The following is a 24,926-nucleotide window of genomic DNA, read 5'->3' as shown; positions in this document are numbered from 1 at the left end:
GGTCACGGATGACCGTGACCGCGCGCCGGCCGGTACGGACCCCGACGGCCGGTCCGCGCGGGCGGACCCGACGGTCCCCGCGGCGGATCAGTCCGCGCAGGCCGGAACGGGCGGGCGGCTCTTGGTCCGCACCTCCGGCAGCCAGGCGGTGGCGGGCACGGCCTTCGGGTCCTTCTCCGCCGCGGGCAGCCGCACCCGGTACCACCGGGACGACTTGGTTCCCACCTCGTCGGTGACCGGGATGCCCCGCGCCTGGACGCACTCGGCGGTCAGCGCGTCACCGTGCCACACGCGGGTCCGCACGACGTTGTCCATGACGTACGGCGCGGTCGGGTCGATGGCCAGGCCGAGACTGCACAGCGGATCCCGGTCCGTGCGGTCGCGGCACTTGGCGTCCGCGTTGAACACCGTCAGCCGCACCTGCGACGCCGTCCGCCGGGGGTCCTTGTCGGTGCCACCCCACTGCCACCAGGCGCCGCCGGCCGCCCCGCCCAGGGCGACCACCGCGCCGACGGCCAGTGCGACCCCCCGCTTCCCGCCCCGGTGCCCGGTGCCGGTCCGGGCGCCGCCGCGTCCGGCGGCCCGGATGCGTTCCAGCAGGCTCTGCGCGGTATGCGCCGCACGCTCGGCGTGCCCCGGCAGGAGGCAGTCGGACGCCATGGCACGCCAGAACTCCGGCACCGCGACGTGCAGCCGCAGCGGCGCCCTGCCCTCGGCGTACTCCTGGACCGCCGCGCCCCGGGAGTTCGGGGTCGCTCCCGGGAAGGGCGAGGCTCCCCCGGTGAAGACCTGATGGATCATCACCCCGAAGGCCCACACGTCGGCGCTGGGCCGCACGAGCACGCCGCGTTCGCCCAGCGGTGCCCTCCAGCGCTCGGGCGGAAGGTAGTCGGGCGAGCCGAGCGGCGGAATGTACCCGTGGGTGCCGCGTGTCCCCTCCAGCTCCACGGTGAGGCCGAAGTCGGAGAGCCGTACCGAACCGTCCGGCATGACCAGCACGTTGTCCGGTTTGAGATCCCCGTGCACCCAGCCGAGCCCGTGCAGGTGGGCCAGCCCCTCGCAGATCTCCGACAGGAGCCGTTCCGCCTCGGGCAGGGGCTCGCCGTCCGCGGCGTCCAGCAGGTCCTGCAGACTGCTCTCGGCCCGCTCCATGACCAGCACCACGGCGCCGTCGAGACCGGGCAGCTCCGCTTCGTCGAGCACCGCGGAGTCCAGCAGCCTCATCAGCCGGGGGTGCTGCGCGCGGCGGCCGAAGGCGATCTCCCGCCGGGCCGTCTCCGCCAGCCGTTCCGCCTGCCGGGGTGCGAGCCCGGAGGTCGGCAGGAACTTCAGCGCGACGCGACGCCCCGCCTCCACGGTCTCCCCGGCCCGCTCCCCCGCCTGGCCCGCCTCGTCCTCCTCGGCCGCGCCTTCGGTCCCTTCCGGCTGTGCAAGGGGCGTACCCGGTGCGGTGTCACGGCCCTCGTAGACGTGTCCCCAGCCGCCGTCGGCGATCGGCTGGACGACCTCCCAGCGGCCGACGCGGTAGCCGCGCGGTACCCGCCCGACCGTCTCGCCGGTCCCGTCGTACGCCTCCACCGTCGTGCTCACCCGCCACTTCCGGTCCGCGCCGGCTCCGGGAGCGGGGCGCCCGGTGAGCGGGGCGGCAGCAGTCTCAGGTGTTCCTCGCGGACCAGGCCGAAGCGGAGGGCGACGCCCACGACGGCCTCGCGTGTGCCGGTGCGCCGGACCCCGCGCCCCGGGCCGGCGTCCTGCGGCCCGTGCACCCGCAGCTTCTCCTCCGCCAGGTACTGGATGTGGGCGCTGACCGCCCGCGGGGTCAGCCTGGCCAGTGCCGGGTGGTTCCTGATGCGGTCGACGACCTGGGGCGTGGTGGGCACCTGGACGGCCGACTCGTCGCGCAGCCGGGGTTCGCAGAGGGCGACCAGGACGAGGAAGTACGTGGCCGTCTCGTCCAGGGAGTAGGCGGTGAGGGTGCCCGTGCCCCAGGCTCCGGCGGGGTCGGCCGCGTCGAGGTAGACGTGGTCGGGGGCGAACACCTGGAAGCTCACGGTGGAGCCCCGGGTGGGCAGCACGACCCGGGCGAACTCGAAGGGGATCGGCGCACCCGACCGGCGTGGCGGGACCCGGAGGTACTCGCCCGCCCCTTCCGGGTTCTCCACGAGATAGCTCTGGGTGGTGGAGTAGTTGGTGAGCTGCCAGTGGTCCTCGGTCACCCGGATCTCGCCGGCGAGCCGGGAGACGGCCGGGTCCGGCAGCCGTAGTTGGACCGGGTGGGCGGCCGTTCCCCGGCCGAAGCGCGCGGCCTCTCCGGGCCCCAGTCTCAAGGTGGTCGTGGGTTCCGTGCGTTCCTCGGACGGCAGGTGGATCAGAATGCCGCTCATCGACGATCTTCCTTCCCCGTGTCGGCCGGTCATCAGCCGCCGGGCATCGTAACGCGGTCGGGAAGGGGTGCGCGGGGGGTTGCGTGTCTTCGCCCGACAACGTTGGCAGGTGAGGAAGAGCGGGGTCACGAACGCGGCTGAGGCCCCGCGTCGGTCCGTCCGACGCGGGGCCCCGGGGCAGTCCTCCGGATCGGCTCAGGAGGCGGCGCAGGTCTGCACGCCCGGGAGTTGGCTGCCGGGCGAGCTGACGTAGATGTTGGTGATGTAGCCGCCGTACTGGGGCAGGTACGCCCACCAGGTGTTGGTGTACGGCGGGATGGTGACCTCCTGGCCCTGCTTCTGGCAGCCGACCAGGACCTCCACGCCGGCCGGGAGGGTGGTGAGCGGCGGGGAGTTGACGGTGGTCGGCTGCGGGCGCACGTTCACGCCCGCTCCCCAGGTGCCGAACCAGGTCCCCGCGGGGCGGGTGGCGCCGGGCACGTCGAGGGAGCGGGTGAGCCGGTTGACGGCGGTGTACGCGGTGCCGTACGGGGTGCCGTCGGGGTGCAGGGTGAAGACGGCCACGATGGTGCGGTCGCCCGCGCCCACGGTGCCGGTGGTGTGCAGTGCCTCGCGGGTCAGGTCCACCGCGGCGCCGGCGCGCGGGGTGCGCTGCGAGGCGGTCCCTCGTGCGGTTCGCCCGTCGGCCCCCGGCGTCGCCCGCACCTCCTGTGACGCCGCGGCGTAGCCGGGGACGGTGGTCGGTGGCTTGGGGGTGCATCCGCCGGAGGCTCCGAAGCCGGACCAGCCCTGCTTGAGCGCCCACGGCCGGACGAAGGATCCCGCGATCCCGAAGTGCTGGTCGAAGCCGTCGGTGCCGCAGCGGGTGGACTGCCGCAGGTTGCCCATCACGTAGTCGCGGACCGGCGCGGGCGCCGTCTCCAGGAGGTGGCGGTAGATTCGCACCGTGTCGGCGGCCGTGGTCGCCACGTAACCCCAGTAGTCCTCCATCCCCGAGGGTGGGTTGGAGGTGCCGGTCAGGCCGATCTCCGGCGCCGTCCGCTGGATGATCGCCGTCCTCCCGCCGAGGGTCCAGTAGAAGCCGGCGGCCGTGTCGTCGCTGCTGCGCAGCATCGAGTCGAGCCGGGTCCGGTCGGGGGCGGGCAGCTGGCGGGGGTCGCGGGTGCGCAGGAAGTCCAGGGCGATCAGCAGCTTGACCACCGATGCCGACCGGAACTGCGCGTTCTCGTTGAGCCGCTCGGTGAAGGTGCCGGTCGTGCGGTCGAAGACCGCCACGCCCGCGGTGACGCCGGCCGGCACTTCGACACCGGCGGAGCGGGCCGGCGCCGCGACGGCGGGCGGCGCGCCGGTCAGGCCGAGGGCCGTCGCGGCCATGGCGAGGACGGCCGCGCCGGCGACACCGAGTCGCCGCAGTCGCGCCGTCCTCCCGCTCGGTGGGCTGTCGGCGGGCATTCCGCCGCGTGGGGTGGTCGGGCTGTTCACGGTCGGGGTCCCCCTCGGGGTCGGGCCGCCGCGGCGTCGACCGCGGCGGACTCGCTGCAGATGCCGATGTGCCTCGTGCCTCGTCCCGCCGGTGCGGCCGTCGGCGTTCGCGGTGCACGACCGGAACGGCGCCCGTGTGCGCGCCCCGGCTCGGACCGCGGCCCGCCTCGTCCGTCCGGCGATCCTCGACGCAGGGGGACGCTACGGATCTCCCGGCGGCCCCGGTACCCGGAAGTTGACGGGGCGACCGTGCGGGGCGCGCGTGTTAGGGACGCGCCCGCCGCCGCTCCGTGCGGGCGACGACGAAGGCGGCGGCGCCAGGGGCAGCGGCGGGGGCGACGGCGGCGAGAGAAAATCGTCCACTGTCGCATCGATTCCTCTCCGCGTCTATATGCAGCGTTACCGGTGTTCCCGGGCTCCCGCCCTCAGCAGACTCTGTTCCGTTGCCATCGGCATGGACCACCACGAGGGAGATTTCACGTGTCTGTTCTGAAGCGCGCAGCAGGAATCGGGGCTTCCGTCGCCGTACTCGCCCTGTTGCCCGGTACGTCGACCGCTTCGGCGGCGACCACGGCCGACCCCGTCAACACCTTCCAGAACCAGGAGACCGGTCGCTGTATCGACCACACCAACGAGGGGGGCCTGCGCGCCTTCCCGTGCAACAACACCAATGCGCAGAAGTGGTACGTGAAGTCGTGGGGTGACGGCACCCGGCGGTTCCAGAACGTGCTGACCGGCAAGTGCATCGACGACAGCAACGTGGGCTTCCGCGTCCTGGACTGCAACGACGGCGTGTTCCAGAGCTGGTTCGTCAAGCGGTGGAACGACGGCACGCTCGAGCTCAAGAACCAGGGCACCAACCGCTGCATGGACGACACCGTCGCGGGCGGCTTCCGCACCTGGGACTGCAACGCGTCTCCGGCCCAGAGCTGGTTCTGACCCCAAACGCCACGACGGCCCCCTCCGCACCGCGGAGGGGGCCGTTCTGCGTGGGTGTCCGCGCCAAGGAGGGCGCGAGGGTGTCCGGAAGTCGCCGGTCCGCGGTTAAACACCGGCCTGAGCAAGATCACCGCTTCTGGGGAATGCCCACGGCCTTCCGGGCGAGGCGTGCGCGCCGGCCGTTACTGTTCCCAGGGATCTGGACGGATTCCCGGATGTTGATCCGCATTCCTCCTCTTTCACCGGTTGGCGCACACATGCGCCGATCCCCCCCCCTGCGAAGGAGAGCCCGCCCGATGGCCGTTGAGACCAGCCCGGAAGAACAACGGGACGCGCCCCGTCAGTCCAGTCTGAGTACGGCGGCTGCGCGCCAGCTCGCCACGACGGCCAAGTCCGCCCCGCAGATGCAGGAGATCACCTCCCGGTGGCTGCTGCGCATGCTCCCCTGGGTGGAGACGAAGGGCGGCGCCTACCGGGTGAACCGGAGGCTGAGTTACACCGTCGGAGACGGACGCATCGAGTTCGTCCAGACCGGTGGCGACGTCCGGGTGATCCCTCGCGAGCTGGGTGAACTGGCCCTTCTGCGCGGGTTCGACGACGAGGAGGTGCTGGACGGGCTCGCCGGCCGGTGCGTGCAACGGGACTTCCGGGCCGGCGAGGTGCTGGTGGAGCGCGGTACGCCCTCCGAGCAGATCCATCTGATCGCCCATGGACGGGTCAATCAGACGTCCGTCGGCAAGTACGGCGACCAGGTCACCGTCTCCGTGCTCGCGGACGGCGACCAGTTCGGTGAGAACGCCCTCCTGGACGCCGATGCCCGGTGGGACTACACCGCCACCGCCGAGACCGCCGGCACCCTGCTCACCCTGTCCCGGGCCGACTTCGCCGCCGTGATGGCCGCGGCGCCGAGCCTCCAGGAGCACATCCGGCACTTCAGTTCGCTTCCCGATCAGCGCCAGAATCGGCACGGTGAAGCCGAGATCGCGATGTCGGCCGGTCACACGGGCGAAGTCGCGCTGCCCGGCGCCTTCGTCGACTACGAACTCCGACCGCGCGAGTACGAACTCTCGGTCGCGCAGACGATCCTGCGCGTCCACAGCAGGGTCGCCGACCTCTACAACGGGCCGATGAACCAGACCGAGGAACAGCTCAGGCTCACGATCGAGGCGCTGCGCGAGCGGCAGGAGCACGAGCTGATCAACAACCGGGAGTTCGGTCTGCTCCACAACGCCGACTTCAAGCAGCGGATCCAGCCCCACTCCGGCCCGCCCACTCCGGACGACCTCGACGAGCTGCTCTGCCGCCGGCGCGGCACCAGGCTCCTCCTCGCCCACCCCCGGACCATCGCGGCGATCGGGCGCGAGTTCAACGCCCGCGGGCTCTACCCCGACCACGTCGACCTGGGCGGGCAGCAGGTCCCGGCGTGGCGCGGCGTCCCGATCCTGCCCTGCAACAAGATTCCCATCAGCAAGGACAGCACCAGCTCCATCCTGGCCATGCGCACCGGCGAGGACAACCAGGGCGTCATCGGTCTGCGCCAGACCGGCCTGCCGGACGAGATCGAGCCGGGCCTGTCCGTGCGCTTCATGGGCATCAACGAACAGGCGATCATCTCGTACCTGGTCACCACCTACTACTCCGCCGCCATCCTCGTGCCCAACGCACTCGGCGTGCTGGAGAACGTGCAGATCGCCCGCAGGCGCGACTGATCCCCCTGACCCACGCCACCAAGGAGTCACGGATGCCCGATCCCGGGCCTTCCCCTCTGCAGTCGAGTGTGCCCGCCGCGGCGGCGCACTTCGGGACCCACGTCCTCGGCCTCGCCCCGGCCGGCGTCCCCGGCCCCGCCCCGGCGGCCCCGCCCGTGAGCGACGGGCCCTCGAAGGCCGGGCCGGGGACGCCCGCTCTGGAACGGCTCCTGCGCGGCCCGAGCGGTCTGGGCACGGCCGGCCTGCGCCTGACGCCGCGCGAGGCGCCCCCGGCTCCCGCGGAACCGGCAGCGCCCCCGCCGTCGGCGGAGGGCAGACCCATCCCCGGGCTTTACCACCACCCGGTCGCGGAGCCGGACCCCGCACGGGTGGAGGAGGTCAGCCACCGGATCAAGGCGTGGGCGGTGGACGAGGTCCAGGCGTTTCCCCCGGAGTGGGAGGACCAGTTCGACGGCTTCTCCGTCGGCCGCTACATGGTCGCGTGCCATCCGGACGCTCCCACCGTGGACCACCTGATGATCGCCACCCGGCTGATGGTCGCCGAGAACGCGGTCGACGACTGCTACTGCGAGGACCACGGCGGATCGCCCGTCGGCCTCGGCAGCCGCCTCCTCCTCGCGCACACGGCCCTCGACCCCCTGCACACGACCGAGGAGTACGAGCCGGCGTGGAAGGAGTCGCTCCAGGCGGACGCCCCCCGCCGCGCCTACCGCTCGGCCATGGAGTACTTCCTCCGGCAGGCCACGGCCTCGCAGGCGGACCGGTTCCGGCACGACATGGCCCGTCTGCACATGGGCTACCTCGCCGAGGCCGCGTGGGCCGAGACGGACCACGTCCCGGAGGTGTGGGAGTACCTGGCGATGCGCCAGTTCAACAACTTCCGCCCCTGCCCCACCATCACCGACACCGTCGGGGGCTACGAACTCCCGGCCGACCTGCACGCCCAGCCGGCCCTGCAGCGGATCATCGCGCTCGCCGGAAACGCGACCACGATCGTCAACGACCTGTACTCGTACACCAAGGAACTGGCAAGTCCCGGGACGCACCTGAACCTACCGGTGGTGATCGCCGAACGCGAGAACCGCTCCGAGCGCGACGCCTATCTGAAGGCGGTCGAGGTCCACAACGACCTCATGCACGGCTTCGAGACCGAAGCCGCCGCCCTGGCCGCCGCCTGTCCCGTCCCGAGTCTGCTGCGCTTCCTGCGCGGCGTGGCGGTGTGGGTCGACGGCAACCACTACTGGCACCAGACCAACACCTATCGATACAGCCTGCCCGATTTCTGGTAGAGAAGGACTTACCTGTGACCAGCACCCAGTTCAGCACCCCCCATGGCACCTCCGCCTTCGTCCCGGCGCCGGCCTCCCCCTACCAGGGTGACATCGCCCGGTACTGGAACCAGGAGGCGAGGCCCGTGAACCTGCGGCTCGGCGATGTCGACGGGCTCTACCACCACCACTACGGCATCGGCGACGTCGACCACGCCGCGCTCGGGAACGCCGACGACAGCGCGTACGAGAAGAGGCTGATCGCCGAGCTCCACCGCCTGGAGTCGGCGCAGACCGACGTCCTCCTGGACCACCTCGGCGTCATCGGCGGTGACGACACGCTCGTGGACGCCGGCTGCGGCCGGGGCGGATCGATGGTCATGGCCCACCAGCGGTTCGGCTGCGACGTCGAAGGCGTCACCCTGTCGACCACCCAGGCCGACTTCGCCAACCAGCGCGCCCGTGAACTCGGCATCGAGGACCACGTCCACGCCCGGGTCTGCAACATGCTCGACACCCCCTTCGAGACGGGGCGGGCCGCGGCCTCCTGGAACAACGAGTCGAGCATGTACGTCGACCTGCACGACCTCTTCGCGGAGCACTCCCGCCTCCTCAAGGTCGGCGGACGCTATGTCACCATCACCGGCTGCTGGAACCCGCGGTACGGCCAGCCCTCGAAGTGGGTCTCGCAGATCAACGCGCACTTCGAGTGCAACATCCACTCCCGCCGCGAGTACCTGCGTGCCATGGCCGACAACCGCCTCGTCCCGCAGGCGGTCATCGACCTGACGCCCGACACCCTCCCCTACTGGGAGCTGCGGGCCACGTCGTCGCTGGTCACCGGTATCGAGGAGGCGTTCATCAACTCCTACAAGGACGGCTCGTTCCAGTACGTCCTGATCGCGGCCGACCGCGTCTGACAGGCCGGGCACGGTCCGGGGTGGGGCGGCGGTGCACACCGCCGCCCCACCCCGGACACCGTCGTCAGGTCCGCAGCCAGACGGCGGTGTCCGACGGGAGCGCCCCGTCCGCGTCCAGAGGGCCGCTGCTCAGCAGGACGCCCGTGTGGGCGGGGAGGCCCACCGGGGCGGGCGAGAGATTGACCACGCACATCAGGTGCTCGGAGCGGGCGAAGGCCAGCACTCCGTCGGCGGAGGGGAGCCAGCGCAGCGGCCCGTCGCCGAAGCCCGCAGTGGTACGGCGCAGCCGGAGGGCCTCGCGGTAGAGGGTGAGCATCGAGGCGGGATCGAGCCGCTGCCGGTCGGCCGCGCGGGCCGGCCAGTCCACGGGCTGCGGGAGCCAGGGTTCGGCCCGTGAGCCGAAGCCGGCGTACGGCGCGTCCGCACTCCACGGCAGCGGGACGCGGCAGCCGTCGCGTCCCGGGTCGGTGCCCCCGGAACGGAAGAACATGGGGTCCTGGATGCGGTCGAGCGGGATGTCGGCCTCGGGCAGTCCCAGCTCCTCGCCCTGGTAGAGGTAGACCGACCCCGGCAGTGCGAGGGTCAGCAGGGCGGCGGCGCGGGCGCGCCGCGTGCCGAGCTCCAGGTCGGTCGGCGTGCCGAACCGCTTCGTGGCGAAGTCGAACGCGGTGTCCTCGCGCCCGTAGCGGGTCACGGTCCGGGTCACGTCGTGGTTGCACAGCACCCAGGTCGCCGGCGCGCCGACCGGAGCGTGTTCGGCCAGCGTGTCGTCGATGGCCTGGCGCAGCCGGCCGGGGTCCCAGGGGCAGGCGAGGAAGGTGAAGTTGAAGGCGGTGTGCAGCTCGTCGGGCCGGAGGTAGCGGGCGAAGCGCTCGGAGTCGGGGAGCCACACCTCGCCGACGAAGACGGCTCCGTACTCGTCGGCGATGGCACGCCAGGACCGGTAGATGTCGTGGAGCTCGTCGCGGTCGATGTACGGGTGGGGGTCGACGCCCTCCTCGAAGTCGGCGAGCGCGGGGTCCTTGGCGAGCAGGGCCGCGGAGTCGATGCGGACACCCGCGACCCCCCGCTCGAACCAGAAGCGCAGGACGTCCTCGTGCTCGTGGCGGACCGCGGGGTGGGCCCAGTTGAGGTCGGGCTGTTCGGGGGTGAAGAGGTGGAGGTACCACTCGCCGTCCGGGACGCGGGTCCAGGTCCGGCCGGAGAACTGGGAGGGCCAGTCGTTGGGCGGGAGTTCGCCGTGCTCGCCGCGTCCGGGGCGGAAGTGGAACCGCTCGCGTTCGGGGCTGCCCGGACCGGCCTCGAGAGCCGCCCGGAACCAGGAGTGCTGGTCGGAGACATGATTGGGGACGATGTCGATGATGGTCCGGATGCCGAGGTCGTGTGCCTCGGCGATCAGTTTCTCCGCCTCGCCGAGGGTGCCGAAGGCGGGGTCGATGGTGCGGTAGTCGGCGACGTCGTAGCCGCCGTCGACCAGGGGCGAGAGGTACCAGGGGGTGAACCAGAGGGCGTCGACGCCGAGTTCGGCGAGGTAGGGCAGTCGCGTCCGGACGCCCGCGAGGTCCCCGGTGCCGTCGCCGTCGCCGTCGGCGAAGCTGCGTGGGTACACCTGGTAGATGACGGCGTCGCGCCACCAGTCGTCGGTGCGGGGCGAGTGAGGGGCTGCCACGTGAGGGTCCTTTCGGGCAGGGTGGGGCTTCGCCGCCGGACCGGTCGGCGGGGCGTCGTCGGACGGTCCGGCGGCGAAGGCTGGGGAGGGTGAGGAGGGGCGCGGGCGCACTCGCCGGGGGTGGCCCGGCCGGCGGGCCGGTGCGCGGCCCGGGCGGGAGGCCGTGGGGCCGGGGCCCGCGGGGTCAGCCCTTGAGCCCGCCGGCGGTCAGGCCGCTCATGATGTTGCGCTGGAAGACCAGGAAGATGAGCAGCGTCGGCAGCGAGGCGATCGTGAGCGCCGCGATCAGCACGTTCACGGGTACGCCGTTGGAGAGGGAGTAGATGCCGACGTTGAGCGTCTGCTTGGCGGGGTCGGGCAGGGTGAGCATCGGCCAGAGGAAGTCCTTCCAGACTCCGACGATCGCGAAGATCGACACCACGCCCAGGATCGGCCGTGAGATGGGCAGCACGATGGACCACAGCACCCGCATCGGGGAGGCGCCGTCCATCGAGGCGGCGTCCAGGAGCTCCTTCGGGATCGAGTCGAAGAAGCGCTTCAGCAGGAAGATGTTGAAGGCGTTGGTGACCGAGGGCAGCCAGATCGCCCAGGGCGTGTTGAGCAGGTTGCGCTCCACGATCGGCACGTCGAGCACCGTGAGGTACTGCGGTACCACCAGGACCGTCGCCGGGATCATCAGCGTCGCCAGCATCATGCCGAGGATGGCCTTGCCGAGGACCGGCCGGAGCTTCGACAGCGAGTAGGCCGCCGCGACGTCGAGGACGAGCTGGAAGGCGAGGGCTCCGAAGGCGTAGTACAGGGTGTTGAAGAGCAGGCTCGCGAGGTCCATGACCTCCCAGGCCCGGGTGTAGTTCCCGGGCTCGAAGGAGCCGGGGATCAGGGTCGGCGGGGTCTGGATCACCTCCTGGGCGTCCTTGAACCCGCTGGACACCATCCAGTAGAGCGGGCCGAGGAAGAGCAGGGTGAAGCCGCCGACGACCAGGGCGAAGGTCACCCAGTAGAGGGCCTTGCCACGGGGTTTGGCGAGCTGGGCCGGTGAGATGAGAGTACGTGTGGACATGCTGGTCTCCCCTGCCTACTCGTCCTCGGCGCGGCTGAGCTTCACGTACGCCGCCGAGAATCCGGCCAGGAGTACGAGCAGGAGCAGGCCGAGCGCGGCCGCGGCGCCGTAGTCGTTGAAGTTGAAGGCGTACTGGTAGATGAGGTAGACGACCGTCGTCGTCGAGCCCTCCGGGCCGGCGCCGCCGGTGAGCAGGAAGGGTTCGACGAAGACCTGCATCGTCGCGATGATCTGCATCAGGAGCATCAGTGACAGGATCAGCCGCGTCTGCGGGATGGTGACGTGCCAGATCTTGCGCAGCAGACCGGCTCCGTCCAGCTCCGCCGCCTCGTACAGTTCGCCGGGAATGCCCTGCAGGGCCGCGAGGTAGATGAGGGCGGCGCCGCCCATGTTCATCCAGGTCGACGCGATGACGACCGCGAGCATGGAGATGTCGGGGTCCTGGAGCCACTGCTGCTCGGGCAGGTGCAGGAAGCGGAAGAGTTCGTTGAGCAGGCCGTAGCCCGGGTCGTAGACGTACTTGAAGAGCAGGACCGAGGCGACCGGCGGCAGCATCACCGGGAGGTAGACGAGCAGGCGGAGGTACCCCTGGCCGTGGTGGAACTCGTTGATGACGAGTGCCACCACGAAGGGCACCGCGAAGCCGAAGACCAGGGCCAGGAGGGTGAAGAGGAGGGTGTTGCGCCAGGCCTGCCAGAAGGCCGGGTCGTTGACGACGGTGGCGAGGTTGTCGAAGCCTGCCCAGGTGGTCTGTCCGCCCTCGGTCTTCTGGAAGGCCAGGATGAACTCCCTGACCATCGGGAACCAGGAGAACAGCGCGAAGCAGAGGACCGCGCCGATGAGGAAGCCGTGGGCGGTGAGGTTGCGCCGGAGGCTCTTGGCGAAGTGGCCGCCGGCCGGCCGGGGGCCGGCCGCGCGCGGCGGGGAGGGGCGGGGGGCGTCCGCCTTGCTCGGGGTCAGGCTGGGGGCCGACATCGTCGCTCCTTGGTACTGGTCTGCCGGTTGCGGTTCCGCGGGCGGTGCCACGGGCGGTCGGGGCGGGCGCCGCCGGGGCGTGGCACGCGACGCGTGACGCGGTCGTCGCGCGGCGCGGGTCACGGGGTCCGGCGCTCGCGGCGGGGGGCGGATGCTCGGGCGGTGCTCGGTCACCGCCCCCGCGCGGACCCGTTACGGGTGGGCCAGGACCTGGTTGACCTGGGCCTCGGCCGTGGCGAGGAGCTTGTCGATGTCGGCGTCCTTGTTGGTGAGGATGCCGGACATCACGTTGTCCAGGACCTTGTACACCTCCTGGGCCTTCGGCGGCTCCGCCTTCCCGCCGACCGGGTTGTCCATGTAGGCCTTGAAGTTGGCGACCGGCATGGTGGCGTGCGTGACGCGTGCGGCGTCGTCCTTGGCCTTGGAGTCGTTCAGCCAGAAGTTGGGCTGCGGGACCCCGACGGGCAGGCCGTCCTTCTTGGTGCGCTCCCAGTCGAACTGGCCCTTGCCGACAGTGAGGTTCTTGAAGTTCAGCCAGGCGATCGCGGCCTTGATCTTGTCGCCGGAGATCCCCTTCTTGATCATGTAGTTGTTGCCGCCGGCCAGGGTGGCACGCTCGCCGGGTATCGGGCCCATGCCGAAGTTCTCGTACTTCGCGCCGAGCTGCTGGACCATGTAGGCGATGTCGTCGGGTGCGGCGAGGAACATGCCGAGCTTGTCGGTGGCGATCTGCTTCTGCAGGTCGCCCCACTTGAGCAGCTGGGTCTTGCCCATGCTGTCGTCCTCCCAGCGCATGGCGTGGAGGTTCCTGGCGACCTGCTTGCCGAGGTCGTCGTTGAAGGCGGCCTTCCTGCCGCTCGCGTCGACGACCTCGCCGCCGACGCTGTACATCTGGGCGGTGAAGTGCCAGCCGCCGGTGTTGCCCGCGCTGTACTCGCCGAAGCCGGCGATGCCCTGGCCCAGGCCCGCGATCTTCTTGGCCGCCGTGCGGACCTCCGCCCAGGTGCGCGGCGGGGCGTCCGGGTCGAGGCCCGCCTGCTGGAAGAGCTTGCGGTTGATGAGAAGGCCCATGCGGTAGTTGCTGGTGGGCAGGCCGTAGAGCTTGCCGTCCTGCTTGAGCGAGGCGAGGACGTCGGGGTCGATGTCACCGAGCAGCGGCACCGTCTTCTCGTTGACGTAAGCGGTGATGTCGGCGGCGCCGTCGTTGTCGAGGACCTGCGGCAGGTCGGTGAAGTAGGTGTAGAAGACGTCCGGCTGGGACTTGGCCTTGAGCATCGCGGTGAAGCGCGGCGGCTCCAGACACTGGCCGGGGGTGGAGCGGCCCTCGATGGTGACGTTGGGGTACGTCTTGTTGAAGGTGGCGACGTCCTCCTTCCACTCCTTGAGCTCGGCCGCCTTCGCCGCGGGCGGCATGCAGTCGATGGTGAGCGTCACCTTCGTCTTGGGGTCGAGCGGGGCGGTGGGGTCGGACGGCCCGGCGTCCTCGGAACCACCGCCGCCGTTGTTGCTGCTGCTCGTTCCGCAGGCGGCGAGCGCGGTGAGCGTGAGGGCGGAGACGAGGGTGACCGCGCTGGCGCGGCGGGTGCGGCGGAACCGAGCACTTCTCATGGGTGGTCCCCTTCGGGCCAAGGACGTGGAGTTCACCCCACCGCCGGTGCGTTGTGGGGCGCGGCACACTCAACCACCGTCGACAAGTGAACGCAAGATCTCGCGCTGATTTCGTAATTGTTTGACAGGAGAGCGCAGGCAAGCGAGGTGAGGGGTGGAGCGTCGCCCCTTGCGGGCGCGCCTTCGACGGGCCCTGGAGAGCGCCAGGGAGCCCTTCCGGGCCCGTGGGGGCATGTGCGAGCGCAACGACCGCAAGGGGCCGACGCGTGCCACGCAAACGGCTTGCGTGGCACGCGCCGACCCCCGGCTTCACGCGGGGCGCCTTCTGGGAAGGGTCAGGGGTTGATGTTGATCTTGAAGGTGGAGGTGGTGTTGCGGATGTCCACGGCGTTGTCGTTCAGTTCCAGGCCGTTGAAGGTCACCTCGCCGACCGCGGGCCCCTGTCCGGACTCGGGCATCTCGTTGGCCCAGAGACCGAAGCCGGACTTGGCGTCGTAGGCGTCCCCGCTCTTGCGGGCGCCGGTGATGGAGATGTCGCTGAAGATCGTGTCCTTGATGGGGAACTGCGGCTGCCCGCCGACGTAGTTCGTCTGGAACATCACTCCGCTGTAGGTGGGGTCGACGATGTCGACGTGGTTGACCCGGATGCCCTGGAAGACCTTGGACGCGGAGAACACCCAGATACCGGGGAAGGTCTGGGAGCCCCAGAAGTGGCCGCCGGCCCGCACGATCGAGATGTTCTCGAAGGTCGTGGGATCGGTGCCGAAGCCGTTCATCGGGTACCCGAAGTCCAGCGAGGAGATGGTGATACCCGAGTAGACCAGAGTGTCCGCGATGTGGATGTTGCGGAAGGTGTTGGCGTAGCCGCCGTACACGGCCACACCGGCCGCCCGCCAGGTCAGGGTGCTGGTCAGGTTCTCGTAGACGTTGTTCTTCATGTCCGCGCCGCCCGCGTCGATCGCGGAGAAGAGCGCGAAGCTGTCGTCACCGGTGGCCCGCGCGTCGTTGTTGGTCACCAGGTTGTCCGTCGACCCGTTGGTCATGTTGATGCCGTCGGCGAACATGTTGCGGATCCGGGAGTTCTTGATCGTCACCCGGTCGGTGTTGGCGCCCCAGTACAGGCACACCATGTGCTCGTTCCAGATGTTGTCGATCACGATGTCGGAGACGTTCGCGAAGTCGAAGACCTTGCCCGGGCCGTCGATCCGCGAGGTGTAGTTGCCGAAGTAGGCGAAGCCGGAGAACGACGAGCCCTTGGCCGTGGCCTCCGCCCGGAACCCGACGTCGGTGTTGTCCTGCGTGGAGGGGGCGTGGAACGTGGTGTACCAGGGGCCCGCGCCGACCACCTTCACGGCCTTGCCGTAGACCTGGAACTTGCTCGATGTCTGGTAGTCGCCCGCCGGGAGGTAGACACCGACCAGCTTGCCGGTGGTGTCCATGCGAACCCTGTCGAGCGCGTCCTGCACGTTCTGGTGCGTGAATCCGGCCGGCACGGTGTAGGCCGCCGGGTCGGGGTTGGCGGTCGGGGCGACCTGCTCCAGGTTGACGAAGTCGATCGCGTAGGTGGAGGTGTTCGCGGCGTCCTTCTGGAGCCGGATCCGGCTGCCGGCGGGCACCGTCTCGCCGAGCAGGAGGCGCGCCTCGTCGTAGATGTGGCGCGGGGCGCCCGACCCGGGCGAGTTGCCGGGCGCGGTCTCGGCGCCGTACAGCCAGGCGTACTTCGACGTCAGCGGGAGGGCCTTCTTCAGGACGCCGTTGACGTAGACGTGGATCGTGGAGTCGATGCCGCCACCGCCCGGCGCGTCCGGAATCGAGAACCGGGTCACCAGGGTGTTGGTGGAGGCGCGGGTGGTGAACTCGACGTACTCTCCCGTCGCGTCCAGGTTCACGGCCTTCCGGCCCGAGGCCTCGCCGGCGATGTCGCCGACCGTCCGGTTGGGGCCGACGACCTGGGCGCCGCCGCCCGCCGTGCCGTCCTCCGCCTCGTACATGTCGTACGGCATGTTGGCGCCGCGTCCCACGAAGAGGGGCTGGGTGGAGGTGTTGTTGGCACGCTTCACCGGAAGCTCGTTGGCGTCGTCGGCGAGGACGACCTTGACGGTGTACGAGCCGTTGGCCGCGGTCCACGGGCCGAGGGGGACGTCCACCGACGCACCGGGTGCGAGGACGCCGTCGTGGGCACCGGTCAGGGTCTTGACCGTGGCGCCCTTGGAGTCGACGAGGGACAGCGTCACCCCGTGGCCGCCCCCGGCGGTCGCCACCGTCCCCTGGTTCCTGAGCACCACCTTGAAGGACACGGTGTCCCCCGCGGCGGGGCTGGAGGGCGAGGTCGTCACGGACGCGGCGACCAGGTCGGAGCTGGAGACCGGCTTGACCACGAGCGATGTCGGGCTCGTGAAGGTGTTGTCGGACTCGTTCTGCTCCACGACCGCGTTCGCCTCGTCGGCGACCGCGCTCAGCTGGTACGTACCCGCGACGCGGGCCCCGATGGAGGCGCTGACGGTGGTCTGCGCGCCGGCCGCCAGAGCGCCGACCTGCGCGGTCGCCACTTTGGTGCCGCCCAGCCGCAGGGCGACCGCGCTCGCCGGGGCGGCGGCGGGACCGCTGTTGCGCACGGTGGCGTGCACGGTGATCGCGTCCGACTCGACCGGGGCCGCGGGCGACGTGCTCAGGCCGGTGACCTGCAGGTCCGGGTTGGGCGCGGGTACGCCGATCACCTGGAACTCGGCGAGCTGTCCGGCCGAGGATCCGGAGTTGGCGGTGAACCTGAGCTGCACGTCGGCGACCCGGGCCGTGACGGGCACGGTGACGCTGTTCCCGCTCGCGGGATCGAAGGCGTAGCTCCTGGCGGCGACGAGGCCGCTGAATCCGGACGCGCCCTGTTCGCGGCCGAGGACCTCGATCGTCTGGCTGCGTGCCGCCCAGGCGGAGTCCGGGTTGAGCTTCAGCACGAGACCGCTGACGTCGGCGTTGGCGCCGAGCTTGACGGTGAGGGTCTGGGGGTAGCTGCCCGCGGCGCCCTCCCAGTAGGTGGCGGTGTTGTTGTCGTTGGCGTTCTCCGCGACGAAGGTGTGGATCACGGAGGAGGCGCTGACCGGCTTGCCGACCGCGAGGTTGGAGCCGCCGCCGCTGCCGTTGCGGGTCACGGAGTTGCTGGAGGCGGACTGGTTGCCCGCCGCGTCCTTGGCGCGGACGTGGTAGGTGACCGTGGCGGTGGCCGGCTGGGTGTCGGTGTAGGTGGTGACGTTGCCGGCGACGCTGCCCCGGAGGGCGCCGTTGGCGTAGACGTCGTAGCCGGTGACGCCGATGTTGTCGCTGGAGGCGTTCCACACCAGCCTGACCTGGCCGGCGGCCGGCTCCGTGGCGGCGAGGTCGGCGGGCGCCGTGGGCGCCTGGGTGTCGCCCGTGTCCGCCCGCCGTGTGACGGTGTTGCTGTCGGCCGACTGGTTGCCGGCGGCGTCCTTGGCGCGGACGTGGTAGGTGACCGTCTGGTTCGCGGGCCGGGTGTCGGTGTAGGTGGTGACGTTCCCCGCGACGCTCGTGAGCAGGGCGCCGTTGGCGTAGACGTCGTAGCCGGTGACGCCGATGTTGTCGCTGGAGGCGTTCCACACCAGCCTGACCTGGCCGGCGGCCGGCTCGGTGAACGCGAGGCCGGCGGGGGCCGTCGGCGCCTGCGCGTCCCCGGTCGTGGGCCCGTAGACCTCGAACTCGGATATCTGGGCGGCGGGCTGCACGCTGTTGGCGGTGACCAGGACGCGGACGTGGCGGGTGGTCGTGGCGTCGAACGTGATCGTCGCCGAGCGGCCGCTCGCCGCGTCGAAGGTGTACGCCCGCGCGGCGGTCAGATCGGTGAAGTCGGTGCCGTTCGTGCCGGCCTGGATCTTCAGGGTCTGGCTGCGGGGTTCCCAGGTGTCGGGGAGCCGCAGGACGACCCGGTCGACCCGAACGGACGAGCCGAGGTCGACGCGCAGCCACTGCGGAAGGGCGTTGTTGGCGCTCTCCCAGTAGGTGGCGCGGTTGCCGTCGTTGGCCTGCGGCGCGGTGTAGACCTCGGTGTGGCTGCTCGCGGTCAGGGTCCGGCCCGCGGCGAGGTTGGCGGAGGTCCCGTCGGTCGCGTGGACCTCGAGTTCCGACAGCTGGGCCGCCTGCCATCCGGTGTTGGCGGTGATGTCGATCCGTACGAACCGCGCGCGGGTCGCCGGGAAGCCGACCGTCACGGTGTTGGCCGCGCCGGGGGTGAAGGTGTAGGAGGCGGAACCCTTCAGGGTGGCGAAGCTGGTCCCGTCCTCGCTGCCCTGGACGGAGAGGGTCTGGCTACGGCTCTCCCAGCCCGCCGGCAGCTTGAGCACGACCTCGTCCACGCGGGTGGTGGTGCCCAGGTCGGCCTGCACCCACTGCGGCAGGGCCGTCCCGGCGCTCTGCCAGTACGAACCCTGGTTGCCGTCGGTGATGTGGGTCGCGCCGTACTCGGCGTGGGCGCTGCTCGCCGCGGCCGCGTCTCCCAGCGCGATGTTGGGTCCCCCGGCGGCCTGGGCGGTCATCAGGGGACCGCCCAGCGCCAGGAGGCTCGTCGCGATCGCGGCGCTCAGGCTCCGCGATCTCCAGTTCCGGATTCTCATCGGTCCTCGTTCTCGGCCGCGCGCCCCTCGGGAGCGCGGCACGGCTCGGTCGGATACGTGGGTCGGGTGGGCAAGGGGAATGCGGGGTGGTGCGTGGGGAGGGCGGTGGGCGACCGGGGACGGGCCGCCTCGGTCCCGGCCACCGCCGTGGCCGGGACCGAAGCGCGCTTCGCCGGTGCCTCACCGCACGGGCGGACCGGTCAGCCGGCGCGGTTGACGACGAACTGCGAACCCGGCTCGACGAGAACGTCGCCCTCGGCGGAGTTGGTGACGGTGACGTCGGTCAGGGTGGCGCTGCCCCGGGCGCCGCTCATCGCGAGGATGCCGGACCCGTTGTTCGACTTGTCGATCCGGACGTTGGTGATCTTCACGTTCGGCACCTCGCCGCCACCCGTCTTGAACTGGATGCCGTCGTACGTCGAGTCGTGGATGTCGGTGTCCCGGATGGTGACGCCGGGGATGGGCTGGCCCTGCGCGAACAGGGTGATGGCCCCGAACTCCTGGTCCTCGTTCCAGAACGCGCCCCCGGTGCGGTGGAGGGCGTTGTTGGCGATGAGAGTCTCGCCCGAGAAGGGCAGCGGGTCGTGGTCGGTGGCCAGCATGATCCCCGGGTAGTTCATGGTGTCGGAGATGATGTTGTTCTCGATGGTGTTGCCGAAACCGCCGTAGATCGCGATGCCGTTGGCGCGCCACGGCAGCTGGATCGTGTTGTTGCGGAAGTGGTTGTTGGAGCCGATGTCCACCGAGGTGTCCTTGACGTACTTGCTCGCCCAGACGGCGAGCGCGTCGTCACCGTTGTTGCGGAAGGACGAGTTGTAGACGGTGGAGTTGCGGGTGCCGTTGGCGAAGTTGATGCCGTCGGCGTAGGTGTTGCGGATCCTCATGCCCGAGAACTCGACGCCGTCGCCCGGACCCCACAGCTCGGGGATGTTGGTGTAGTCGCGGCCGGCCCACACACCGACGTTGGCGTGCTCGATCCAGACGTTGCTGATCTTGGTGTTCTTGCCGAACCGGCCGTTGAGGCCGACGCCGCCCTCCAGGTTGCCGTTGTTGCCGCGGATGGTGCCGGATCCGAAGATCGCGATGTCGGAGATCTGGGTGTTGTGGTCGATGTCGAAGCCGAAGTTGCCCTCGTGCGGGTGGTTGATGCCGCCCGCCTCGTGCGGCGGGGTGAGGGTGTGGAGCTGCGAGTGCCACATGCCGGCGCCGCGGATCGTCACGTCGCGGATGCCGACCGTGTTGTACATCCCCCGGTTCAGCGGGTCGTCGGTGAGGATCTTCTGCTCCTGGCGCCACTGGCCCGCCGGGATCCACACGCAGGGGATCTCACCCTTCTGGTCCGCCGTCACCGCGCGCTGGATCGCGTCGGTGTCGTCGATACCGTCGTTGGGCACCGCGCCGTAGGTCGTGATCGACACGCAGCCGGCCGGCTGGGAGGCGGGCGGAGCCACCTGCTCCAGGTCGATCAGGTCGATGATGTAGAAGGAGGCCGTGTCACCCGCGTCGCGCTGCAGCCGGAAGGTGGTTCCGGCCGGGTAGCTCTGCGCCAGCAGCGCGTGGGACTCGTCGAAGAGCCGGCGCGCGTCGCCCCCCGGTGTGTTCGTGAGGCCCTCGGGGTCGTCCGTCGTCCCGTACAGCCAGCTGTGCTTCGAGGACAGGGTCAGCTTCCGGTTGAAGGAGCCGTTCACATAGAGGCTGATCGTCGCCTCGGCGCCGCCGCCGGAGGCGGAGTCCGGGATCGAGTTGCGCACGACGATCGAGTTCGCCGCGTTGGCGGAGGTGAACTCCACGAACTGCCCCGTGGAGGTCAGGCGCACCGACTGGCGGCCGGAGGACTCGGTGGCGAAGTTGGTGTGGCCGAAGGTCCGCTTCTGGTCGCTGGTGAGGAGGGTGCCCTGGTAGCGGGCGTCCTCCGCCTCGTACTCGGTGTACGGCACCGCCGCACCGCGCCCGACGACGACGGAGCGGGAGAAGGTGTTGTTGTTCTCGTCCGTCTCGGCGACCGTGCCCGTGGCGTCGGCCGTGGCGGTCAGCGTGACGCCGCCGTTGGTGGCGGTCCAGGTGCCGCTGATCGGGACGGTGACGCTGGCTCCGGCGGCGATCGCGCCGGCGGTGCCGTTCAGCGTGGTGGCGCCCGCCACCAGTCGGGTGACCGTGCCGGCCGCGACACCGGCGGTGCCGCGGTTCTGCACCGTCACGGAGAAGCCGACCGGAGCGCCGACGGCCGGGGCGGCGGGGTTGGTGGTGATCCCGGTGACCCGCAGGTCCGGGCCGGGGCTCTGGCCGACGACCAGCTTCGTGGACGCCGTGCGGCTGTTGTTGGTGTCGTCCTGCTCCGCGACCGTGTCGGTCGGGTCGACCACCGCCGAGACGGTGTACGAACCCATCGGTCGCTTGCCCACGGCGACCGGGACGGTCGCCGAGGCGCCGGCGGCGAGAGCGGGCACGGAGGCCGAGCCCGCGACCGCGCCTTCCAGGCTCACGTTGACCGTGGTGGCGGCCGCGGAAGCCGTCCCGGCGTTGCGCACGGTGGCGTTGACCGTGACGCTGTCCGTCTCGGACGGCGCGGCCGGAGCCCAGGCGAGGCCGGTGACGGTGAGGTCGGGGTTGGGCGCCGCCGCTCCCACGACCTGGAACTCCGCCACCTGGGCACCGGGGGCGCCGGTGTTGGAGAAGAACGTGAGCCGGACGTCGGCGTACCGGCCCGCCACGGGGATGGTGACGGTGTTCTGCCCGGACGACGGGCTGAACGCGTAGTCGGCGCGGGCCTTGAGGGAGGTGAATCCCGAGGCCGACTGCTCCCGTCCGAGGACCTGGAGGGACTGGGTCCGAGCGCCCCACACCGGGTCGGGGTTGAGCTTGACCACCACGGCCTCGACATCGGCGTTGGCGCCGAGCTTCACCGTCAGGCTCGACGGGAATCCCGCCGACTCCCAGTAGCTGGTGACGCTGTCGTCGTTGGCGTTGGTCGCGGCGTAGGTCTGGGTCGTGGACGTGGCCTCGATCGGCTTGTTGCGCGCGAGGTTCGAGCCGTTCACCGGGGGATCGACCGGGCCCCCGTCGTCCTCTCCGTACACCTCGAGTTCGGACAGCTGCGCCGCGTTCCAGCCGGTGTTGGCACTGACCTGCACGCGGACGAAACGGACCGTGGCCGCGGTGAAGCCGAGGGAGACGGTGTTCGCGCCGGCCGGGTCGAACGTGCGGGCGCCGGCCGCGGACAGGGTGCTGAAGGCACTGCCGTCGGTGCTGCCCTGCACAGCGAGGGTCTGGCCCCGCGCCTCCCACCCCGTGGGCAGTTTCAGCGCCACCCGGTCGGCGCGGACGCTGCCGCCGAGGTCGACCTGGACCCATTGCGGGAAGGAGCCGGTCGGGCCCTCCCAGTACGTCTGCTGACTGCCGTCGGTGACGTTGCCGGCCGGGTAGGCGCCGTGGGCGCCGCCGGCCGTCGCGGACTTGCCGAGGGCCAGATTGGGCCCTTCGGCCGCGAATGCGGCCTGGGGAGCCGCGTGGGCGGTGACGGGCAACAGCCCGACCCCGAGCAAGCCGGCTGTCACCGCGCCGGCGAGCAGCCGCCGGCCGTGGTGTGTGCCTCTCATGATGGCCTCTTGTTCCGTGATCCGGGCAGGCGGCCGCGGCTCGTCACCCGGTCCTCCGCCGGCGTTCCGGTCGGCGGAGGGCAGGGCGACGGGGCACACGTGCCGGTGCGCCGAGTGGACGATGACAGGAGCTCTCGCCAGGTACCTGACATGGCGATGGCGAGGAAATGACAGCGACTATCCAGGACTTTTGAGTTATTCGGTCAATGTTTTGCGCTGCCAGGGTGACAGGTTTCTACCCGGTCACCACTTTGTCAACGGGCGTGACCAAGGGTGGAGTTGAGCGGGATGCGCGGGAGGCCGCGCGGAGGCACGCGGCGGGGCGCGTCAGGGCTGGTCACCGCCGGGGTGTCGGCCGGGAAGGCCGACGGACCGGCGGGAACGGCCTACCGGCCGGTAGGTGCGGGGCGGGCAGCGGCGGGGTCACGGCGTGATCACGGTGATTCCCGGCCACGGGTCTCGTCGGCACCGGACGCGGAGGGGCGGACGCGTGCGAACCGGGCTCGCTGGGGGCCGTATACGGAGAAGGCCCGGCGGGCCGGGCCGGGCGGGAGGGGAGAAGGCGGGCCGCGCGGGGCCGAGGGGAGCCCGCCGCGTGAGGGCCGCGGCCTTCACGCAGCGGGGACTCCCCGGCAGGATCGCCCCCAGAGTGGATCCGGAAAGTATCGGCGTAGGCCAGAAGGGCGGGGGCCGCGGCGCCCGGTGGTGCGTGCGAGCACGGCGGAGGAGGGAGCCATGGCGACCGACGACGCGGCGATCGTGCGGGCGGGCCGTCGCGGCCCAGGAGGGACTTTCCGGACCCGGCCTAAGCTACGGGCGGCTGGGCCGTGGAGCCGCGGACGACGAGCTCCGGCTCGAAGAGAAGCTCTCCCGAGTGGGTCTGGGACCCCTGGATCTGGGCGCAGAGCAGCTCCACCGCGGCCCGCCCCATCGCCTCGATGGGCTGCCGGACGGTCGAGAGCGGCGGCTCGGTGCAGTTCATGAAGGCGGAGTCGTCGAAGCCGACGACCGAGACGTCCGAGGGGACACCGAGGCCTCGCCGGCGCGCGGCGCGGATGGCGCCCAGGGCGAGCGGATCGCTGGCGCACACGATCCCGGTCACACCGCGCTCCCACAGGCGCGCGGCAGCGGCCTGGCCACCCTCCAGCGAGAACATCGACCGCTCGACGAACTCGTCCGACAGTGTCCGTCCGGCGGCCTTCGACGCCGCGCGGGCGGCCTCCAGCTTCCGGCGGGACGGCACGTGGTCGGCGGGGCCGAGGACCAGGCCGATCCGCTCGTGTCCGAGCGAGGCCAGGTGACGCCACGCCTGCTCGATGGCCACGGCGTCGTCGCAGGAGACGCAGGGGAAGTCGAGCCCTTCGATGGGTGCGTTGATGAGCACCACCGGGATGTTCCGCTCGGCGAGCTGCCGGTAGTGGTCGTGCGGGGCGTCGGCCTGGGCGAACAGGCCACCGGCGAACACCACCCCGGAGACCTGCTGCTGGAGCAGCAGCTCGACGTAGTCCGCCTCGGAGACCCCGCCCTTGGTCTGGGTGCAGAGCACCGGCGTCAGCCCCTGCTGGGCCAGCGCGCCGCCGATCACCTCCGCGAACGCGGGAAAGATCGGGTTCTGCAGCTCCGGCAGCACGAGCCCGACCAGACGCGCCCGCTCTCCCCGCAGTTGGGTGGGCCGCTCGTATCCCAGCACGTCCAGGGCGGTCAGCACGGACTGCCGAGTGGCGTCCGAGACACCGGGCTTGCCGTTGAGCACCCGGCTGACCGTGGCCTCGCTGACCCCCACCTTCTTGGCCACCTGAGCAAGTCGTCGCGTCATACACGCAAGCCTAGCGCAAGCACCGCAAAATTTTTGCGGCCCGTGGGGCATCGGAAAGTTCCGGTCACGGTCGACGCCTCGCCGGGGCCGCCCCTGTCCCCGACGGGGGTCGGACGCCTGACGTGCGCGGGCGCCCCGGTGGACCACCTCCGAACCGAGTGGCGCCCGGGCTCCTTGCCGGACCGGCGGGGCGGTGGTGTACGAAGGCTCTGTGAACGAACCGACCCCTGCCTCGACCGTCCGCCTCTTCATAGCGCTCGCCCCGCCCGACGAGGCGAAGGACGAACTGGCGCGGGAGCTGCGGCCTGCCTACGACGCGTACCCGGGCATGCGGTGGAACCGCATCGAGGACTGGCACATCACCCTGGCGTTCCTCGGCGAGGTGCCCATCGACACCGTCGGGCTCCTGCGTGCCCCACTGGCGCGGATCGCGGCCGAGCGGCGGCCGCTGCGGCTGGCCCTGCGGGGCTCCGGGTGCTTCGACGAGCGGGTGCTGTGGAGCGGTGTCGACGGGGACCTGGACGGGCTGCACCTGCTCGCCACCGAGGTCCGCTCCGCGGTCAAGGACTGTGGCGTCCCCTTCGAGGACCGGCCCCTGCGTCCCCATCTGACGCTGGCCCGGTCCCGCCGCGACGACGCGACCAGCGTCGGCGAGGTGGCCACCGCGCTCACCGCCTTCGCGGGCCGACCCTGGCTCGCGGGACGTCTGCACCTGGTCGGCAGCAACTTCGGTCGGGGCCCGGGGCCGATCCGCTACCGCGACATCGAGGCGTGGAACTTCGGCGAAGACACCACCGCGGCCGAGGACGGCGGAAGGCCGTGCCACTCCGCGAGCTGATCGGGCGCGGCGCATGGCAGGGGCCCCCGTGGTGATCCACGGG

The 24,926-nt window shown here is 71.1% G+C and carries 15 protein-coding genes; 5 read left to right on the top strand and 10 right to left on the bottom strand.

The window, feature by feature from the left end:
• Positions 1–87: 87 nt before the first annotated feature.
• The 3 genes from AB0K65_RS31080 to AB0K65_RS31070 all read right to left on the bottom strand — a co-directional run bounded on the left by AB0K65_RS31080 (position 88) and on the right by AB0K65_RS31070 (position 3,758).
• Positions 88–1,590, bottom strand: a complete 1,503-nt coding sequence (locus tag AB0K65_RS31080) for a serine/threonine-protein kinase (RefSeq protein ID WP_365722419.1) — start codon at positions 1,588–1,590, stop codon at positions 88–90.
• The gene (locus AB0K65_RS31075) at positions 1,587–2,384 is read right to left on the bottom strand and encodes a serine/threonine protein kinase (protein WP_365722417.1); all 798 of its coding nucleotides are present in this window, start codon (positions 2,382–2,384) and stop codon (positions 1,587–1,589) included. Before AB0K65_RS31075 ends, AB0K65_RS31080 begins: the two co-directional genes overlap by 4 nt.
• A 195-nt stretch (positions 2,385–2,579) precedes the next feature.
• Positions 2,580–3,758: a hypothetical protein gene (locus tag AB0K65_RS31070; protein WP_365722421.1), complete on the bottom strand. Its 1,179-nt coding sequence runs from the start codon at positions 3,756–3,758 to the stop codon at positions 2,580–2,582.
• A gap of 588 nt (positions 3,759–4,346) precedes the next feature.
• Here AB0K65_RS31070 and AB0K65_RS31065 point away from each other — a divergent pair.
• The 4 genes from AB0K65_RS31065 to AB0K65_RS31050 all read left to right on the top strand — a co-directional run bounded on the left by AB0K65_RS31065 (position 4,347) and on the right by AB0K65_RS31050 (position 8,702).
• Positions 4,347–4,805: an RICIN domain-containing protein gene (locus tag AB0K65_RS31065; protein WP_365722415.1), complete on the top strand. Its 459-nt coding sequence runs from the start codon at positions 4,347–4,349 to the stop codon at positions 4,803–4,805.
• A gap of 296 nt (positions 4,806–5,101) precedes the next feature.
• Positions 5,102–6,514, top strand: coding sequence for a family 2B encapsulin nanocompartment shell protein (locus AB0K65_RS31060; RefSeq protein WP_365722413.1), 1,413 nt, complete (start codon positions 5,102–5,104; stop codon positions 6,512–6,514).
• 32 nt (positions 6,515–6,546) lie between these two features.
• Complete coding sequence (locus tag AB0K65_RS31055) at positions 6,547–7,803, top strand: family 2 encapsulin nanocompartment cargo protein terpene cyclase (RefSeq protein ID WP_365722411.1); 1,257 nt, start codon at positions 6,547–6,549, stop codon at positions 7,801–7,803.
• A 14-nt stretch (positions 7,804–7,817) separates the two neighbouring features.
• Positions 7,818–8,702: a geranyl diphosphate 2-C-methyltransferase gene (locus AB0K65_RS31050; RefSeq protein ID WP_365722409.1), complete on the top strand. Its 885-nt coding sequence runs from the start codon at positions 7,818–7,820 to the stop codon at positions 8,700–8,702.
• A 64-nt stretch (positions 8,703–8,766) separates the two neighbouring features.
• Here the strand turns inward: AB0K65_RS31050 and AB0K65_RS31045 are convergent, their stop codons facing one another.
• The 7 genes from AB0K65_RS31045 to AB0K65_RS31015 form a co-directional block, all read right to left on the bottom strand.
• Positions 8,767–10,371, bottom strand: coding sequence for a glycoside hydrolase family 13 protein (locus AB0K65_RS31045; protein WP_365722407.1), 1,605 nt, complete (start codon positions 10,369–10,371; stop codon positions 8,767–8,769).
• A 184-nt stretch (positions 10,372–10,555) separates the two neighbouring features.
• The gene (locus tag AB0K65_RS31040) at positions 10,556–11,431 is read right to left on the bottom strand and encodes a carbohydrate ABC transporter permease (protein WP_365722405.1); all 876 of its coding nucleotides are present in this window, start codon (positions 11,429–11,431) and stop codon (positions 10,556–10,558) included.
• A gap of 15 nt (positions 11,432–11,446) precedes the next feature.
• The gene (locus AB0K65_RS31035; RefSeq protein WP_365722403.1) at positions 11,447–12,406 is read right to left on the bottom strand and encodes a sugar ABC transporter permease; all 960 of its coding nucleotides are present in this window, start codon (positions 12,404–12,406) and stop codon (positions 11,447–11,449) included.
• Between the two features lie 192 nt (positions 12,407–12,598).
• Positions 12,599–14,014: an extracellular solute-binding protein gene (locus tag AB0K65_RS31030; protein ID WP_365722401.1), complete on the bottom strand. Its 1,416-nt coding sequence runs from the start codon at positions 14,012–14,014 to the stop codon at positions 12,599–12,601.
• Positions 14,015–14,349: 335 nt separating this feature from the next.
• A complete protein-coding gene (locus AB0K65_RS31025; protein WP_365722399.1) occupies positions 14,350–18,633 on the bottom strand; it encodes a discoidin domain-containing protein in 4,284 nt (1,427 codons plus the stop codon).
• Between the two features lie 200 nt (positions 18,634–18,833).
• Positions 18,834–22,229: a CARDB domain-containing protein gene (locus tag AB0K65_RS31020; protein WP_365722397.1), complete on the bottom strand. Its 3,396-nt coding sequence runs from the start codon at positions 22,227–22,229 to the stop codon at positions 18,834–18,836.
• A gap of 805 nt (positions 22,230–23,034) precedes the next feature.
• Positions 23,035–24,045: a LacI family DNA-binding transcriptional regulator gene (locus AB0K65_RS31015; RefSeq protein WP_365722395.1), complete on the bottom strand. Its 1,011-nt coding sequence runs from the start codon at positions 24,043–24,045 to the stop codon at positions 23,035–23,037.
• A 211-nt stretch (positions 24,046–24,256) separates the two neighbouring features.
• Between AB0K65_RS31015 and thpR the strand changes: the two genes are divergently transcribed.
• Complete coding sequence (gene thpR, locus AB0K65_RS31010) at positions 24,257–24,883, top strand: RNA 2',3'-cyclic phosphodiesterase (protein ID WP_365722393.1); 627 nt, start codon at positions 24,257–24,259, stop codon at positions 24,881–24,883.
• Positions 24,884–24,926: the final 43 nt, after the last annotated feature.

This window comes from Streptomyces sp. NPDC053755 (assembly GCF_040677675.1).
GTDB lineage: Bacteria > Actinomycetota > Actinomycetes > Streptomycetales > Streptomycetaceae > Streptomyces.
The sequence above is the reverse complement of the archived record's forward strand: the minus strand, read 5'-3'. Positions and strand labels throughout refer to the sequence as shown.